Genomic DNA, 16266 nt, shown 5'->3' on the forward strand with positions numbered 1-16266 from the left:
AGCCCCATGGATTTCAGCGTCTACTTCTTCTCCGCGAACGACCGCAACGACTTCGGCACCCGCTACCGCTTCATCCTGGACGTGGCGCGCTTCATCGACCGGCACGGCTTCACCGCCATCTGGACGCCCGAACGCCACTTCCAGGAGTTCGGCGGCAGCTTCCCCAACCCGGCCGTGCTGTCCGCCGCGCTGGCCGTAGCCACCGAGAACCTGCACCTGCGAGCCGGCAGCGTGGTCCTGCCACACCACCACCCCGTCCGCGTCGTGGAGGAGTGGTCCCTCGTGGACCAGCTCTCGCAGGGCCGCGTGGGCGTGTGCGTCGCCACCGGCTGGCACCAGGGCGACTTCGTCTTCTACCCCGACCACTACGCCGAGCGCAGGCAGTACACCCTGGACAACGTGGACACGGTGGCCGCGCTGTGGCGGGGCGAGACCCGCACCTTCCCCGGCCCGGACGGCCGCGCCCTGGACGTACGCACCTATCCGCGGCCCTGCCGGCCGGAACTGCCGATGTGGCTGGTGCACACCTCCAACCCGCAGACCTGGGTGGACGCGGGCGAACGCGGTCTGAACATCCTGTCCCTTCTGACCAGTTGGGAGAAACTGGAAGAGGACATCAGCCGCTATCGCGCGGCCCGGGAGAGAGCCGGACACGACCCGGCGGCCGGCACGGTCACCGTGGGCATGCACACCTACGTCGGCGACGACGAACAGCAGGTGTGGAACGTGGTGCGCGAGCCGGTCAAGCGCTACCTCGCCTCATTCATGACGCAGAAGCGCAACGACGACGCCGTCAGCGGCACCTCCCGCGGTACCGACGCCGCCGAACAGGACCGGCTCGCCGAGCTGATGGCCGAGGACTACTACAGCCGCCGGTCCCTGCTCGGCACCGAGGACAAGTGCGCAGCCACCGTGGACAGGCTGCGCGCGGCCGGGGTCGACGAGGTCGCCTGCCTGATCGACTTCGGTCTCCCCTTCGATACCGTGACCCGGGCGTTGCCCGCCCTCGGCGCCCTGCGCCGCCGCTGCGCCGTCCGGCCCGAGCCGCAACCGGTCGGCCCGCCCGCGCCGGCGCGGGCCGACGCCCACCCGATGAGCTGGTACTACTCCACCTGACCGCGCCGTGCGGTGTCGCCGCGGCACCACCCGTCACCCGGCACCGCACCACAACACGTGAGGCAAGGCGTACGGGATGACCTCAACGCACCGGTCCAACACCGAGGCAGTGGCCGAACTCTACGACTCGATCAGCGAGTTACACAGCCGGGTATGCGACAGCAACCTGCACCTCGGCTACTGGGCGGACCCGGCGGACCACTCCACCTTCCAGGCCGCCACCGAGCACCTGACGGCACTCATGGTCGAACGCCTCGCGCCGCTGACCGGCCAGCGCGTGCTGGACATCGGATGCGGCATCGGCCAGCCGGCCTTCCACCTCGCCAGCGGACACGCGGTCGAGGTCGTCGGCGTGTCCGTCAGCCGGTGCCAGATCGAGCACGCCAGCAGCAGGGCCCGGCAGATGCGGCTCGCCGACCGGGTCCACTTCGAGCTGGCCGACGCCCAGAACCTGCCTTACCCCGACGCCTCGTTCGACGCCAGCTGGTTCTTCGAGTCGCTCATCCACATGCCCGACAAGCCGCGGGCGCTGCACGAGGCGGGCCGCGTCCTGCGGCCGGGCGCCCGGCTCGTCATCGCCGACATGTTCCACGAGGCCGGCGAGAACTGGTCGGCGACGCACCCCCTGGTCACCGCCCTGCCCCTCGACGCGTACGAGCCGCTGCTCACCGACGAGGGATTCGACGTCCTGGACGTCACCGACGTCACGCCGCACATTCGCGTCCCCGAACCGGTACGCCGCAGGATGCGGTCCATGCTGCTCGAACTCCGCGCCGAATGGGTGGAGATCGCCGGCGAGGACGTGGTGAGTGCCCTGCTGGACACCGGGACCGACGCCTTCTACACACCCGGCCTCGGCTACGTCCTCATCACCGCGCGCCGGCGTTGACCCGCACGCCACGGCTCAGGGCACGAGCGCCCTCAACAGCTCGGCCGTCAAATGCCCGAGCAGCTCCTCCCGCGACGGACCCAGGAAGAAGTGCCCACCGGGCAGCACCGCGGTGGCACACCCGGCGCTCGTCACCTCCGCCCAGCCAGACAGTGTCGCCGGGGACGTCTCCGGGTCCTCGGCGCCCCCGTAGGCGACGACGGGGCACCCGAGCGGCGATCCCGGCAGGTAGCGGTACCTCTCCAGCATCGTCGTGTCCGCGCGCAGGATCGGCAGATACAGAGCCCGCATCTGCGCGTCCTGCCGCAGCAGCGGCGGAATCGCTCCGTACCGACGGTCCAGCACGTCCAGGTACTCGTCGTCCGGCAGCCGGTGCACGCCGCCCCCGTATGTGCGCTGCTGCGGGGGATTGCGCGCCGACACGGCCAGCAGGACCGGCTCCGGCGCACCCCGCTCCCGCAGCGCCCGCACCGTCTCGAACGCCAGGAACGCGCCGAGGCTGTGCCCGAAGAAGGCGTACGGCCGCGCCAGCAGGGGCGCGAGGGCGTCGGCCAGCTCCCCCGCCGTCGCCACCAGGTCCGTGCGCAGCGGTTCGTGCAGCCGGGCGTCGCGGCCGGGCATGCGCACCGCCCACGGCTCGATCACGCCCGGCAGGCGGTCCGCCCAGCTGTGGTAGACGGCGGCGCCACCACCCGCGTAGGGGACGCAGATCAGCCGCAGCAGCGGAGCGGGCGCCGTGGCCTCCCGCATCCGCAGCGCCCACAGGCCGGCCGGCTGAATGGGTGTCTTGACCGTCATACGGCCTGGTCCGGCACGACGGCCCACGAGGGGACGTCCAGCATCTCCACGACGGCGCACGAGAAGGAGATCCCGGCCCCGGCGCCCAGCAGCATCACCCGGTCACCCCGCCGCAGCTGACCGGTCGACACCAAATGGTGCAGGCCGCTGATCTGGTCGTTGGCGCCCGTGTGCCCGACCGAACGCCCGAAGTCCCACACGCCCTTTGCGACGCCGGCGTCCTCGCCGAATGGTTCCAGCAGGCGGTGGAGCACGTTCAGGTCGCCGACGAACTGGTGGGCGACGCGGGTGACGTCGCCCGGGGTGAGACCAGCCTCGTCAAGGGTTTCCCTGATCAGCGCGCGCTGCGTCTCCCCCATCAACTGCCCCGCGTTCACCAGGTCCTGACCGCCCTTGTACGTGGCGGCACGCTCCCGCAGATCGACCTTGACGCCCGTCGTGCACCCCGGAGGGAAGAGCGGCTCACCGCCCCGGTTCAGCTCCTCCAGCTCCGGCAGGGACACGGCACGGACGTTGACCAGCCGTGCGAAGCCGGTCCGGCGGGACAGCACGCAGGCCGTCGCCGCGTCCCCGAACAGGCCGCCGGGGGTGGCCCGCCAGCGGTCGACCAGCGGGTCCCCCCAGTTGTCCGCCGACGTGATCAGGGCGGCGGTACGGTCCTCGGCCGCCGCCAGGTAGGTGCCGGCAAGTTCCATCGCGGCGAGGAAGCCGTTGCAGCCCTGGCGGATCTCCAGGGCGGGGATGGTCCCGCCGACGGTGTTCCGCAGGACGTAGTGCTGCGGGGACCACAGGTCGGGGCCCTGGTGGTTGCACGACACGTGCATCAGGATGTCGACCTCGGAAGTGGCGTGCCCGCACACCTCAAGGGCCTGGTGCGCGGCTTCGATCGCCAGGTCCGGGGCGGGCACGTCACCCGCGACGGCCACCGATTCCCAGCCGAGGGTCTCCGCCTCCGCCGCGTCGTACCACCCAGCGGCCACGGCCTCCTTCGTGGTGACGCGCTCGGGGATACGGGCGCCCAGACCCGCGATGTACAGGTCAGACAGGAGCATGGTCGAAACCCTTTCGTTCAGACGGGGTCGGGGCCATAGGCGGGTACCGGCGTCGGTCGGTCCAGACCGTGGTTGCGCAGCGAGAACAGGCGGGTGTTCAGCCACATGCAGGGCTGGATCAGCGTGTCGACGAACACCAGGAAGCAGACGGTGCCGAGGCCCACGGGCCCGCCCAGGACATAGCCGAACACCAGCAGAACGAGTTCGAGGCTTCCCTTGGCGGTCCAGAACGGCCAACGCCAGCGGTGCGTCATGCAGATGGCCACCAGGTCCATGGCCCGGATCCCGACACCGCTCATAATGATCAGCGCGGACCCGTATGTGCACAGCGCAACACCGAAAACCATGAGACCCCCGGCCGGGACCGGCAGGTGACCAGCGGCTCCGAGCGCCAGCAGGACGTCGATCAGACTGCCGCACAGGAAGAAGGTCACGAACGGCGACAGCGGGGGCCGGCGCCGGTTCCATGCGGTCCAGACGGCAAGACACACCAGGGCCACCAGGGCCTGGACGACGCCGATGGTCAAAGGAGCGTGCCTGAGCACACCCAACGCGAAGACGTCGAGGGGGTCGGTCCCCAGGTCTGCATGGATGAAGCAGGCCGCCCCGCTCGAGAACAGCAGGCACCCGCCTAGATAGACGAGGTACCGCTGCCGATACGCCATCAGGTGGCCACGCAGCCGCAAGCGTGCGGCCCTACCTCGGATCGGGTCACTCACCAGCGCTCCAGGGGTCCGGCAACCAGTACAGGTCGTCGCGGAAGAACAGCCTGGCCCACCCGCAGGGACGGCCGCCCTGGTATCTGCCCCAGCATCGACCCCAGCTCGGCGAGCATCCATGGCCCGTGACCGTGGGCCGCGCCTAGCGTCTGGTTAACGGCCTTTCTGCCGCACACCCACGATGGGAGGCGCCCGTGTCAGTGCCAACAGAAACCGTTCCTTGCTTCCGCGTGGAGCGGGGCCATCCGAGCAGCATGGACGTTGCTGCACTCATCGTGGTACTGGCACACCTGCAGCGCCGGGTGAGCACACAGGCCGCGAGCCCGGTCGAGTCCCCCTCCGGAGCCTCACGGGCGACCTGGCGGCGCCTTGAACGCCGTCGGTACTACCGCGGCCCGATCAGCTGGTGCCAGTGATGAGTGCTCGGGCCGGCGACGTCGATCGCATGCGCGCTGCGCGCCCACCCGCCCACGCCGCCAAGGCTCTGGACGTATGAGCCGAGCCAGGCGGGGAGTTCCGGGCTGAGCCGGGCGCACCCTGGGAGCCCCGGCCCGCTCCGCAGCCGGCCCCCGGCTCCTCGAAGGCCCAACCGGCGTGGGAGGCGTGTCGCTTGCCCGCAGAGCCGTTCGGCGTGCGGCGCACGACCTGCTGCAGTCGCTGCTCCGCCTGGTGTCAGGCGCCGGCCAAGAGGGCAGCAGGCTTGCGGCACGACGGTTCTGCGACATCAACCACGCGGACAGGTCCGGTCCGGTGGTGGGTGGCTCGCCGCCATGGGCAAGGTCAGCACCATGGTGAGGCCGCCACCGGGTGTGTCCTCGGCGTGCAGGGTGCCGCCAATGGCCTCGGTGAAGCCACGAGCGACCGCGAGTCCGAGGCCGACACCGTTGCCGCGCGGGGAGTCGCCGTAACGCTGGAAGGGTTCGAAGATGCGGTCCTTGGCCTCGTCCGGGACGCCGGGGCCGCGGTCCACGACCCGGACCTCGACCCGGTCGGCGATGGCGCTCGCCTTCACCAGGACCCGTGTGTCGGCGGGATTGTACTTGACGGCGTTCTCGACCACGTTCGCGACGGACCGCTCCAGGAGGCCCCGGTCGACGTTGACCATCGGCAGGGTCTCGGGGACGTCCATGTCGACGCTGCCTTCGGGGACGCCGCCGAGTGCCATCGGGACCACCTCGTCGAGGTCGGTCTCCCGGATCACCGGGGTCACGGTGCCGGTCTGGAGGCGGGACATGTCGAGGAGGTTGTCGACGAGGTGGTCGAGGCGGTCGGCGCCCTCCTCGATGGCCTCCAGCAGGTCCGCCCGGTCCTGCTCCGACCACTCGACGTCATCCGAGCGCAGGGACGTCACCGCCGCCTTGATCCCGGCGAGCGGGGTACGCAAATCGTGGCTGACGGCGGCGAGCAGTGCGGTGCGGATGCGATTGCCCTCGGCCTGCGCCCGCGCGCGGTCGGTCTCCTCCTGCAGCCTCCTGCGGTCCAGGACGACGACGGCCTGTGCGGCGAAGGCCGCCAGCACCCGCCGGTCCTCGGCCGGCAGTATCCGTCCGGTCAGGGCCAGCGCCATGTGGTCTCCGGCCGGTACGTCGACGTCCGCTTCGTCGGGGACGGTGCAGGGCCCCGGCCCCACGCTGGCGGCGCAGGTCCAGGGCGTCACGTCGTTCTCGCGCTCCAGCAGCGCCGCTGACTCCATGCCGAAGGTTTCGCGGACCCGGTCGAGTAACGCCTCCAGGCTGGTCTCGCCGCGCAGGACGTTGCCGGCCAGGAAGGAGAGGATCTCCGACTCGGCGCGCAGACGGGCCGCCTGGTGGGTGCGGCGGGCGGCCAAGTCGACGACGGAGGCCACGGACATGGCGACCCCGACGAAGATGCCGATGGCGACGATGTTCTCCGGGCCGGCGATGGCGAAGTTGTGGATGGGCGGGGTGAAGTACCAGTTCAGCAACAGGGAACTGGCCGCAGCGGAGGCCAGGGCGGGGAAGAGGCCGCCCAGCAGGGCCGCCGCCACCGTCATGGCCAGGAACAGCAGCATGTCGTTGGCGAGCCCGTCGTCCGGGGACACGCTGCGCAGCAGCCAGGTCAGCAGGACGGGGCCGCCGAGGCCGACGATCCAGCCCCAGAACCGACGGGACCGGCCGAGGCCTGCGCTACGGGGCACCTGCAGCCCGCATCCCTTGCCGGCCTCGTCGTGGGTGATGAGGTGGACGTCGAGATCGGGCCCGGAGTCGCGGGCGACCGTGGCGCCGACGCCCGGCCGGAAGACGTACTGCCAGCCCTTGCGACGGGAGACGCCCAGCACGACCTGGGTGGCGTTGACCCCGCGCGAGAAGTCGAGCAGCGCGAGGGGTATGTCGTCGCCGACGACGTGATGGAAGGTGCCGCCGAGGTCCTCGACGAGGGTGCGCTGGACGACCAGTTCCTTCGGGGAGGCCGCAGTCAGGCCGTCGCTGCGGGAGATGTAGACGGCCAGCACCTCGCCACCGGCCCCTTTCTCCGCGAGCCGGGCCGCGCGACGGATGAGGGTCCGGCCCTCGGGGCCGCCGGTCAGCCCGACGACGATCCGCTCGCGTGAGCCCCACACGGTGGAGCCCCGGTGCTCGCCTCGGTATTCGGTCAGATAGGCGTCGACCCGGTCGGCCAGCCACAGCAGCGCCAGCTCCCGCAGGGCGGCGAGATTTCCGGGCCGAAAGTAGTCGGAAAGGGCCGCGTCGACCCTGTCCGGCTTGTAGATGTTGCCGTGCGCCATCCTGCGCCGCAGCGACTGGGGGGACATGTCGACCAGCTCGATCTGGTCGGCCCTGCGGACGACCTCGTCCGGTACGGTCTCCCGCTGCCGGACACCCGTGATGGACTCCACGACGTCCGCGAGCGACTCCAGGTGCTGGATGTTCACCGTGGAGACGACATCGATCCCGGCGGTGAGCAGTTCCTCCACGTCCTGCCAGCGCTTGGCGTTGCGGGAGCCGGGGATGTTGGTGTGGGCGAGTTCGTCCACCAGCGCCACCTCGGGGTGGCGCGCGAGGACCGCGTCCACGTCCATCTCCGTGAAGGTGCCGTCCCGGTAGGCCAGTTCCCTGCGCGGGACCTGCTCAAGGCCGTGCAGCATCACCTCGGTGCGCGGCCGGTGATGGTGTTCGACGAAGGCGACCACGCAGGTGGTGCCCCGTTCCAGGCGGCGGTGCGCCTCGGACAGCATGGCGTACGTCTTGCCGACGCCGGGAGCCGCGCCGAGGTAGATCCGGAGCTTTCCGCGTGCCATGTTCACCCTTCGGAGCGGTAGCGTATGCCGGGCTCGGTGACGAGATAGCGGGGATGGGCGGATCTGTTTCCAGTTTGCGCCGCAGCTGGGCCATATGGACGCGCAGGCAGCTGGTCTTGTTGCTCCGGGAGCCGCCCCAGACCTCATGGAGCAGCTGCTTCCGCGTTATCAGCCGTCCCGGGTTGGTAACCCGGATCTCCAGCAGATGCCACTCGGTCGGGATGAGACAGCTCGAGCGGTGCCTCCGCGGTGCGGCGCACGGCGGCCCGCAGCCGGGCAAGGGGTTCCTCCGTGCTGAACGGCTCAGTGATGCAGTCGTCGGTGCCGGCGTCCAGGGCGGCGACCTCCTCGTCGGGCGCCTGCCGGGCGGACAGCACCAGGATGGGTGCCCGGGTCCAGCCGCGCAGGCCCTTGATGACATCGACGCCGTCTATGTCTGGCAGCCCGAGGCCGAGCAGGACCACGTCGGGCTGGCGGGCGCGAGCCAGACGGAGCGGGGTGGCGCCGTCGGAGGCCCGGTCGGCCCCGTACCGGCGTGCTGGAGTTGATGACGGACCCGTACGACCTGCGGATCGTCCTCCGTTCACCAGCCGTCCAACCAGTCTGGAGGACAGCGGGAGTTGGCGGAATCCGACTCTTGCCCGTCCGACGTGGCGGCCGGACATCCGCGCGGCGGTCATCTCCCGTACCCGGATCAACCTGCATCGAACAATCGTAGGCCGCGACGCGCGCAACGCGGCCTACTTTCGCGGTCCTTGATGTGGCCCGTGGCGACCACGCCGTCCTGCAGCCCATGCCGCGCCCCGATGCCTCGGGCAGATGAACCCGCTCAGACCGCTACCGGACGCTGGCTGGCACGGCCCGGCTTCGGCTCGGTTGCGCTGGCGGGACCGGTGTGCCGGTTCGGCTTCCTCACGGCGTACCTGTCCCCGGCCCCCGGCCGCCCGGTCACCGTAGAACACCGCGGGCAAGGACACCACCAAGATCCGCACCCGCACCGACAACCTCACCAAGTACAGGACCACCACTCCGGGCACACCAAGCTAGGTTCGACCTGTTTCCACCCCACCGCACTGGGACTGGCTTCCACGACCACCAACGGCGTCGACATCGGATTCATCCGCGCACCGGCGGGCACCTTGAACTCCATGACGACTAAGGAGGGGGAATTGGATAAGCGTCAACTGATCTTTGTGCTCGCAGTAATCATCGCCTTTGGGGTAGCAGGACTGGCCATCCGGCTGCTGGGTCTCGCAAGGACAACAGCACTCATTGCCTTTGTCGTCATAGCTGCGCCCTTGCTCTGCCTTATTTTCAGTCGGCCACAAAAAGGCAGGTAGGGTTCCGTACTGTTGGCGATGTCGTAGTCACCGGCACGCTCTGGGGCACAGGGGGCGACACCTCTGGCGACACCACTGCGGGCGGAACCCAGGCGGAGCGAGACAACGGCATGTGGGGCGGCCTAGTCCCAAAACACCCTTGCGATCATCGGCAGTTGTGCTGCTCTCACTTGCATCGTGGGAGTTGTTGCCACTGCGGCTGGACTTTCGACTGGCCGAGCTGGCACTCCGCTGCGCTTTTCACTGCGGTCGGCCTTGTTGCGGGAGGACTCGCCGTAGCACGGAGAAAGTCAGTGTCCGGAAGCGGCGAGGACGCGCGTTGACATCAGCGGCCAGCGACAGGTTGTACGGGCTCTGCGACGTGAACCAGGATTAACAGCATCTACCGCAAAGGTGAGGGCTGGATGCCAGGCGATTACCCGGCGTCCAGCCCTCACGAGGTGCTGGCGCTGGAAAGGGGGGCTTGTCGGTGTGTGGGGTGCTTGCTGGCCTGGTGTGTTATGGGTTCGTTGAGAGAGGCCGGGTGCACGGCCCCAGCGGGCGGTTCGGGGTGTGAGCTGGGGTTGTGTCGTGTGTTCTGAGTGGGGCGGGGCTTGTTGTGGGTTTCGTCAGCGTGCAAAGGCCGGTTGGTGTTTGTGCTGGTCAGCGCTGTTTTGCCTGGTCGGTGGGTGGGGGCTAGCGGCGTCGCGTGGGGCGCTTGTGTGGTTCGGCGAGGTGGTCGAGTTGTACCGCGTCGAGGGGGCTTTGGTGAGGCGTTCGGTGCCGTCGCCGATGGCGGTGATGGCTGCTTGGCGGATGGGTCGGGTGAGGGATCCGATGCGGCTGGCGGTGCGCTGGTGGAGGTAAGCAGCGTGGCGGGGGAGGGGGCCGCAGGTGATGAGGGTGGCGCGTCCGGCGAGTTGAGCGCCCCGTGTCCCGCTGAACAGGGGGTGTCGGTGACGTTGATGCCGGCGTAGACGAACGTGGCGGCCAGGCGTTCGGTGAGGTCTTTGAGCAGGTCGGCGGTCTGCGCGCCGGTGGTGGTGCGGGGGTTGAGGCGGTGGATTTCGTCGCTGAGGACGAGTTGGACGCCCGCTTGGATGTAGGTGTGGCGGACGGCGTCGGTGATCTGGGTCTGGGTCATGCGGGTGGTGACGGGGATGCCGAGGTAGCGGGCGAATTCGGTGATAAGGGTTTTCGCGGTGGCGCCGGGCGGGACGAGGACGTACGCCACGGGCGCCGCGGCGTGGGTTGATCCGGGCGGTGCGGGGTTTTTGAGGGTGTGGGCGAGGTGGCATGTGCGGCCGACGTTCAGCAGGGGACGCGGAGCAGCACGAGCGGTCGCTACGAAAGGGTTACGCAGCCCCGGCTGCCCGGATGTGGCGCAGGCGACCTGGGTGGCCTGCGGCGCGGGAGGTCCCGGATCCAACGGATAGGAACCCCCGCTGGCAGGTTGCTCGGGATGCGACTCGCTCAACAGCAGCCCGGGCAGTACGTACGTCGCTGCCTCGGCCAGAGCCAATGCGGTCCCGACGGGGTCAGGACGGCTCCGATGCTGCTGGTGGGTGGTCATGGGCGGGGTGTGCGGTGGTAGATCCTGCTGTCGGAGATCCCCGGGGACCCGTTCAGGGCGTATTGCCACCTTGCCGATGACCAGTCGTGCGCTGGCTCACCGCGATCACGAGGATGCCGCTCACCATGAGTACGCTACCGCTCAGGGTTCCCCACTGCCGGGTGTCGAGGTCGTTGGTCATCAGCCCGAAGGCCGCCTGACAGCAGAGTGCGATGGCAACGACCAACTGTCCCCAGCCGTAGAGCTGCGGGCGGCGAATCGGTTTCCGGTTCGTGGGAAGCACCCATCCTCGGGTGAGTGCCGCTATACCCGAAGCGGCGATGAGCAACGCCAGCAGAACGACGGGTATGCCGAGGTAGAGCCTCAATTTTCCTCCTTGCGAGCCGGATCCATGCCGTACATCCGCGTGATCATGGCACCCCTTGGGGCGCCCGTCCATGAGCTTGTGATCACGCGCCGGCCGGGCACGGCCGCAGAGGCGCGCCCCGGCCGACGCCGCGCAGCCGCGGCGGGGAGCAGGGACCCGGGCTCGAGGTAGGTGTGTTCACGGACTGGGCCCGTCAGACCGTGTGCCGGGGTGGCCGGGCGTGCCGTCCGGTACTCCGTTGCTGTTGCCGTTGCACGATCCCTCGGACTAGCGGCAGCAGGCCCAGTCACACCACCAGCATGACCGGCACGCTCGTGAAGGTGCCCACAACCAGGGCCGGAAGCGCGCACAGTGCCGCTCCGGCCGCTTCCTTGCCCCGCGTCACGAGAGTGGCGGGCAGATCCCGCACGGCGTGGCGCCGGGCCAGTGCCACGGCCGTGCCTCCCGCGTACAAGCTGTACGCACCACCGCAGACCACTGCCAGGGCGAGCGCGCACACGATGACCGGCTCGCCCTCCGGCGTATCGGCGGTCTCCTGGGAGACCTTGTCTTGCCGTACTTCGGTCGCGTAGTCCCGCCACAGGGGGACCGTCACGTTGTCACCGGCATGCAGGCGCTTGAGCAGCGGCTCCGAGGTGCCCATGTCGATGCTGCGGGGCACCTGCGTCGGACCACTCAGGTACAGCGTGTACTCCGATGACTTGTTCTGTTCCTTGATCACCGTGCGGGTCACGGTCGCGTCGAACGAGTGCATGCAATCGTCATGGGAAGTGGAGACGGTGGTGCGGGAGGTCGCGGTTCCGAACGCCGTCTCGTCCTCGATCAGACCCGGCTCGATGGCCAGTCCCGCAGCGCCCAGGAGGAGCATCACGACACCGAGCAGAGCCGTACACAGCCCCCACACGCGACGGCAGGTCGTACGCCGCCGGACGGTTCCCGGCTCAGGCGGCAGGCTCATGCGGTCGCCCACGAGCGGGTCACCGTGCGGCGGTATGACGGCTCCCCCTCACTCGCTCCATCAGAGTGAGCACGGTTACGGAGACGGTCGCCGCTGTCCCTGTGGCCAGCGCGTCCGCGACGTACCGGCCCAGCTCCGGCCGCAGGATGTCGACGAGTGCGAACAACACGGCAGTCCCCACGAGGCCGGCCGCGACCCCTGCCGGCCAGGAGCGGTGGCGCGCCCAGAACCACTGCATGAGGCCGGCGCCGATGAGGGGAGCAACGGACAGTTGCGGCTCGTCAAGGGCGGCGAGCACCCCATATCCCGGGCCGCTGACCGCCCAGCAGGCGGCGACCAGTGCAGCTGCATTCCAGGAAACGGATCGTCTCACACCCGCCGTCCACCTTTCACAATCCGGTCCGGTGGCGCTGCCGCACCCGGGCCATAAGGGCCGTCACGATCGAGCCGACCACGAGCGGCCCGGCGATCCAGCGGATCACATCCGCCGTCCAGCCCGGCTCCCCGTCGGTCATCAAGGTGACCGTCCCGAGGGCGAGGGAGATCCCCCCGGCAGGACAAAAGCCGAGCCCCCAGGCCCGGACTACCCACACGGGCTCCGGTGGCTGACTAGGCCGGAGCATGGCCCGACATCCCAGCCACACCTAGCCAAGCCCCGTGGTCGCCGTGAACACGTCGATAACCTGCCGAGCCCCTGGGTCACGGCCCCGAACATCCGCCCCTCGCTTCACCTGTCACGTCCTGCGCGCCTCAGAACGGCAAGGCCGGCGTCGGCATCGGTGCGGAAGGATGGCGGTTGCCAGGTGTGGTGGCCCGCCCGAAGGCTGGCTCATGAGCTGCCGTACCCTGCCCCCGTGGCGAACTGGAAGCGGTCCCTTGTTGATGCGTTCTGGGCGTGGGATCGGGCCCTGGGTGGGCAGCGGCCTCCGACCCGGATCCAGAAGTGGGTGGCCCGGCGCCCCATCGGCGCCGGACTCTGCGCGGCAGTGCCCTTTACGCTCTTCTTTTTGGCGCTGTCGCGTGAAGAGGAGCTCGACGACCTCCTGTTCGCTGCGTTCGCGGGGCTGGCCGTGGGAGTGGTCTTCGGCCTTACGGCCGTCTCGGAACGGCTCCGGCAGCGCAGGCTCAAACGTCTGGGCATATGGGACGGATCCTGAGCAGCGTCCAGCGTGGCCTGCTCGGAAGAGGCGCGAGGGCAGAGGGAACAAGGCAAAGTCACAAAACCCCAGGGGCGAGTTCTTCGACGGCCCGGGCTGGATGTGCCTGAGCGTCCTGTTCTACGGGTGGACAGCAGCCGGCAGCGGCACCACGCCCTGGCTGAGGGTTGTCGCGGCGCTGGGGCTGGGTGTCTGGGTGACGTTGCTCGCTGGCACCTTCTGAGACGCGCCCGGGGACATGGGCGTCATTGCGCACGTCGTCGACTGATCAGCCGTCGGACTCCGGCGTGTGAAGCTCCGGCGCTCCGGCATCGGGCGCTGCCTCACTGGACGGGGCGGCCTGGTCGTCGTCGACGGCCCAGAGTGCGCGGGCGAGGAAGTACAGGGCGATCATCCCGGCGTAGATGAAGGCGCCCCAGCCCACGATCAGCACGAAGACGCTCGCATCGCCGCGCGCGGAGCTGTAGGCGACGCCCTGTCAGGTGGTGAACAGCCACGGTAGCCAGGAGGAGCGGAGGAAGCCCGGGGCGGCGTAGCGGCCTCCACCCTGGCGCCACGCCAGCAGCGGTACCGAGGCGAAGCCGACGCAGGCCAGGCAGTACATGAAGGCGAAGAAGCCGTTGGCATTGAACTGGTGTCCGTTGGTGATCCCGTCGCGGCGCGGGAGGTCCTCGAGAGTGGGGCACGTGCCGGGGTGACGTAGGGCTGGCCGCTGAAGTCGACGGTGACCGTGTGCCGCAGGACGTCGTCGGCGTTGTCGAGGATGTGCTCGATCCGCAGGCACACCCGGTCGGTGGAGATCCCGAAGGCGCGGGCCTCCTGGTCGCTCACCTGCCGCGCTCGGGTGCCGGTGACCATCCGCACCGTCCCGTTCGGCACGCCCGGCGGCGGCGATCCGCGAGCCCGCCCCCAAGAAGCCCTCCGCACAGGAACGGGTGACCGCTCCACCACCGCTTCGTCTCGATGCCGACCGGGTGGGACCAGAGCCCTCTACGTCCGCATCACGCACCGGCGGTCGACAGGTCGGAGGACGTAGGTGAGTCGTGGCAGCCCGACGACCCCCGGCCGGCCTGCGAGAACTCGACGGCCCCGCCAGGCTCCGACGCGCCGGCCGCGTGATCGCGACGGTCGCGGACATCGACCAGGCCCTCCGCGCCTGGTCCTTGCTGCCCACCATGGCGGGCACACCGAGTGACGATCCGGGCGGCGATATGGTCCAGCAAATCGAGGAGGCGCCGGACGCCCTCCCCACCGCCAGTCACGGGACCACCGGCGTCGAACCGACGCCAACGCCCCCTTCGAAGGAAGGACCCTCACCTTCCGGACCGGCGGTCAACGGCGACCCAGGACGCGCGCCGAGAACATGTCAATACTGCGTCAAGGCCGTGTAAGGTTCCCAGCGGTGTGCCGGGAAGTCTGGTCGGCGGTTTGAGGACAAGTCTCTTCGCTGATCGGGGGTTCTGGTCATGGTGCTCGTCGTGGTCTTCGGGGCGGCGCTGCTCATAGCGGTGCTGTTGTCGGGGCTCGCTGCCCGGACCGTGCTCTCCACGTCCTTCCTCTTCCTCGTCGGCGGGGCCCTCGTCAGTGACGGGTTCCTCGGGCTGATCCACATCACCCCGGACAGCGAGATCGTGTCCGTCACGGCCGACCTGGCGCTGTTCGCGGTGCTGTTCACCGACGGCATGCACGTCTCCTTCCCCAAGCTGCGGGAGAACTGGCGCAACCCGGCCCGCGCTCTGGGGCTCGGCATGCCGTTGGCGTTCGTCGGCATGGCGCTGATCACGCACTTCCTGGTGGGCCTGGACTGGACGACCTCCTTCCTGGTCGGTGCCGTACTCGCGCCCACCGACCCGGTGTTCGCGTCGGCCATCGTCGGCCGCAAAGAAGTCCCGTCCAAGCTCCGGCAGTTGCTCAACGTGGAGAGCGGCATCAACGACGGACTGGCCCTGCCGGTGGTCCTCATCCTCATCGCCGCGGCCGGACCGACCTCCGGGCACGCCGAGGCGTCGCTCGGGAAGATCGCGCTGGAGCTGGTGCTCGGCCTCGTCTTCGGTGTCGTGCTGCCTTTCGTGGTGATCGAGCTCGTACGGTTCAGGCTGCTGGGCGCCGAGCCCAAGCTTCAGCCGCTGCTGCCCCTGGCCATCGGCGTTACCTTGTACGCCCTGTGTCACCTCACGCACGCCAACCCCTACCTCGCCGCGTTCTCCGCGGGAGCGGTGCTCACCGCGCGGTCACTGGAGGCGAAGGAGGCGTTCGAGCCGCTCGGCGAGGCGCTGGCGGAGCTGGCCAAGTTCGCCGCGCTCCTGGTCTTCGGAGCGCTTCTGACGCCACAGCTGTTCGGCGACCTGTCCTTCGGGGGCTACGTCACCGTCGTGCTCGCGATCGTGCTGATCAGGCCGGCCTCGCTGCTGCTGTCGCTGCTCGGCACCCGGTTCACCCGGCAGGAGAAGCTGGTCGCCGCCTGGTTCGGGCCGAAGGGCTTCGCCTCCGTCGTGTATGGCCTGCTGGTTCTCCAGGCCGGGATCCCGCAGGGCGAGGAGGCGTTCACCCTGATCGCCGTGTGCATCGCCTTCTCGATCGTCGCCCACAGCTCCACCGATGTGCCGATCGCCCGTCTCTTCAAGGTCGAGGACATCGCCGGCATCCCCGGCGACGAATCGGCTCCCGCTACCGCCCGTGACACCCGCTGATCGTCAGCCCAGCCCGCTGACTTCGAGAAACCCGATCAGGTGGACGCACACGGCAAGTACCTGTGAGAGGAGCATCCTCACCGTGTGCCGTACGGGCCACCGCCCCGGGCCGTCCCCAAGACAGGCCCGGGCCGCCGGACTCACACGGGCTCGCCTGCCCTGCTGCCCCGCGAGCGCTGTCCGCAGGGCACGTCTTCCCGCGGCACGGGTGATCCCGCGCCGTACACCGTGCACATCGCACCCAGGAGGACACGCTCCCGGACGCCGCCGTACGAGAACGTCGTCCACAACCGGACCGAGGTGACCTGGGCCAGAACGACGCTGCGTCGGCCGGTCAGAGCGCGTGCAGTCGACCGGTCCGAGAATGAG

Annotated in this window: 15 protein-coding genes and 2 pseudogenes; 6 read left to right on the top strand and 11 right to left on the bottom strand. The window is 69.5% G+C overall.

Annotation, left to right across the window (positions count from 1 at the left end; translation table 11 throughout):
• Positions 1-6: 6 nt before the first annotated feature.
• Both AC07DA_RS22750 and AC07DA_RS22755 read left to right on the top strand, forming a co-directional pair.
• The gene (locus AC07DA_RS22750) at positions 7-1116 is read left to right on the top strand and encodes a MupA/Atu3671 family FMN-dependent luciferase-like monooxygenase (protein WP_479129992.1); all 1110 of its coding nucleotides are present in this window, start codon (positions 7-9) and stop codon (positions 1114-1116) included.
• A 76-nt stretch (positions 1117-1192) separates the two neighbouring features.
• Positions 1193-2005 (top strand): SAM-dependent methyltransferase, encoded by an 813-nt coding sequence (locus tag AC07DA_RS22755; RefSeq protein ID WP_479129993.1) that lies wholly within the window; start codon positions 1193-1195, stop codon positions 2003-2005.
• Between the two features lie 15 nt (positions 2006-2020).
• On the opposite strand, the gene AC07DA_RS22760 is transcribed toward AC07DA_RS22755, so the two are convergent.
• The 3 genes from AC07DA_RS22760 to AC07DA_RS22770 are packed head-to-tail and all read right to left on the bottom strand — an operon-like array spanning position 2021 to position 4574.
• Complete coding sequence (locus tag AC07DA_RS22760; RefSeq protein WP_479129994.1) at positions 2021-2803, bottom strand: thioesterase II family protein; 783 nt, start codon at positions 2801-2803, stop codon at positions 2021-2023.
• Positions 2800-3855 carry a ketoacyl-ACP synthase III family protein gene (locus AC07DA_RS22765; protein WP_479129995.1) on the bottom strand — a complete coding sequence of 352 codons (1056 nt, stop codon included), beginning with the start codon at positions 3853-3855 and terminating at the stop codon, positions 2800-2802. Before AC07DA_RS22765 ends, AC07DA_RS22760 begins: the two co-directional genes overlap by 4 nt.
• 17 nt (positions 3856-3872) lie before the next feature.
• Complete coding sequence (locus tag AC07DA_RS22770; protein WP_479129996.1) at positions 3873-4574, bottom strand: YczE/YyaS/YitT family protein; 702 nt, start codon at positions 4572-4574, stop codon at positions 3873-3875.
• Between the two features lie 230 nt (positions 4575-4804).
• Here AC07DA_RS22770 and AC07DA_RS22775 point away from each other — a divergent pair, with 230 nt between their 5' ends.
• On the top strand, positions 4805-4990 hold the full coding sequence (locus AC07DA_RS22775) for an acyl-CoA carboxylase epsilon subunit (RefSeq protein WP_479130036.1): 186 nt from the start codon (positions 4805-4807) through the stop codon (positions 4988-4990).
• Positions 4991-5298: 308 nt separating this feature from the next.
• On the opposite strand, the gene AC07DA_RS22780 is transcribed toward AC07DA_RS22775, so the two are convergent.
• A complete protein-coding gene (locus AC07DA_RS22780; protein ID WP_479129997.1) occupies positions 5299-7833 on the bottom strand; it encodes a DUF4118 domain-containing protein in 2535 nt (844 codons plus the stop codon).
• A gap of 2 nt (positions 7834-7835) precedes the next feature.
• Positions 7836-8413: pseudogene (locus tag AC07DA_RS22785) on the bottom strand (winged helix-turn-helix domain-containing protein); the annotation flags it as partial.
• A gap of 568 nt (positions 8414-8981) precedes the next feature.
• Between AC07DA_RS22785 and AC07DA_RS22790 the strand changes: the two are divergent.
• Entirely contained in the window at positions 8982-9173 is a 192-nt protein-coding gene (locus AC07DA_RS22790) for a hypothetical protein (RefSeq protein ID WP_479129999.1), read from the top strand.
• A 675-nt stretch (positions 9174-9848) separates the two neighbouring features.
• Here AC07DA_RS22790 and AC07DA_RS22795 read toward each other — a convergent pair.
• From AC07DA_RS22795 to AC07DA_RS22815, 5 genes and pseudogenes are all read right to left on the bottom strand, one after another.
• A pseudogene (locus tag AC07DA_RS22795) lies at positions 9849-10470 on the bottom strand (TniB family NTP-binding protein); the annotation flags it as partial.
• Positions 10471-10777: 307 nt separating this feature from the next.
• The gene (locus AC07DA_RS22800) at positions 10778-11092 is read right to left on the bottom strand and encodes a hypothetical protein (RefSeq protein ID WP_479130000.1); all 315 of its coding nucleotides are present in this window, start codon (positions 11090-11092) and stop codon (positions 10778-10780) included.
• A 286-nt stretch (positions 11093-11378) separates the two neighbouring features.
• Positions 11379-12062: a hypothetical protein gene (locus tag AC07DA_RS22805; protein ID WP_479130001.1), complete on the bottom strand. Its 684-nt coding sequence runs from the start codon at positions 12060-12062 to the stop codon at positions 11379-11381.
• 7 nt (positions 12063-12069) lie between these two features.
• Positions 12070-12348, bottom strand: coding sequence for a hypothetical protein (locus AC07DA_RS22810; protein WP_479130002.1), 279 nt, complete (start codon positions 12346-12348; stop codon positions 12070-12072).
• Positions 12349-12439: 91 nt separating this feature from the next.
• Positions 12440-12565, bottom strand: a complete 126-nt coding sequence (locus tag AC07DA_RS22815; protein WP_479130003.1) for a hypothetical protein — start codon at positions 12563-12565, stop codon at positions 12440-12442.
• Positions 12566-12904: 339 nt separating this feature from the next.
• Here AC07DA_RS22815 and AC07DA_RS22820 point away from each other — a divergent pair, with 339 nt between their 5' ends.
• Entirely contained in the window at positions 12905-13207 is a 303-nt protein-coding gene (locus AC07DA_RS22820) for a hypothetical protein (protein ID WP_479130004.1), read from the top strand.
• Positions 13208-13475: 268 nt separating this feature from the next.
• Here AC07DA_RS22820 and AC07DA_RS22825 read toward each other — a convergent pair whose 3' ends face one another.
• Positions 13476-13640 (bottom strand): hypothetical protein, encoded by a 165-nt coding sequence (locus AC07DA_RS22825; RefSeq protein WP_479130005.1) that lies wholly within the window; start codon positions 13638-13640, stop codon positions 13476-13478.
• 1033 nt (positions 13641-14673) lie between these two features.
• Here AC07DA_RS22825 and AC07DA_RS22830 point away from each other — a divergent pair.
• On the top strand, positions 14674-15897 hold the full coding sequence (locus AC07DA_RS22830; protein WP_479130007.1) for a cation:proton antiporter: 1224 nt from the start codon (positions 14674-14676) through the stop codon (positions 15895-15897).
• The last annotated feature ends 369 nt before the right edge of the window (positions 15898-16266 follow it).

It is taken from the genome of Streptomyces sp. NPDC044921 (assembly GCF_056432865.1).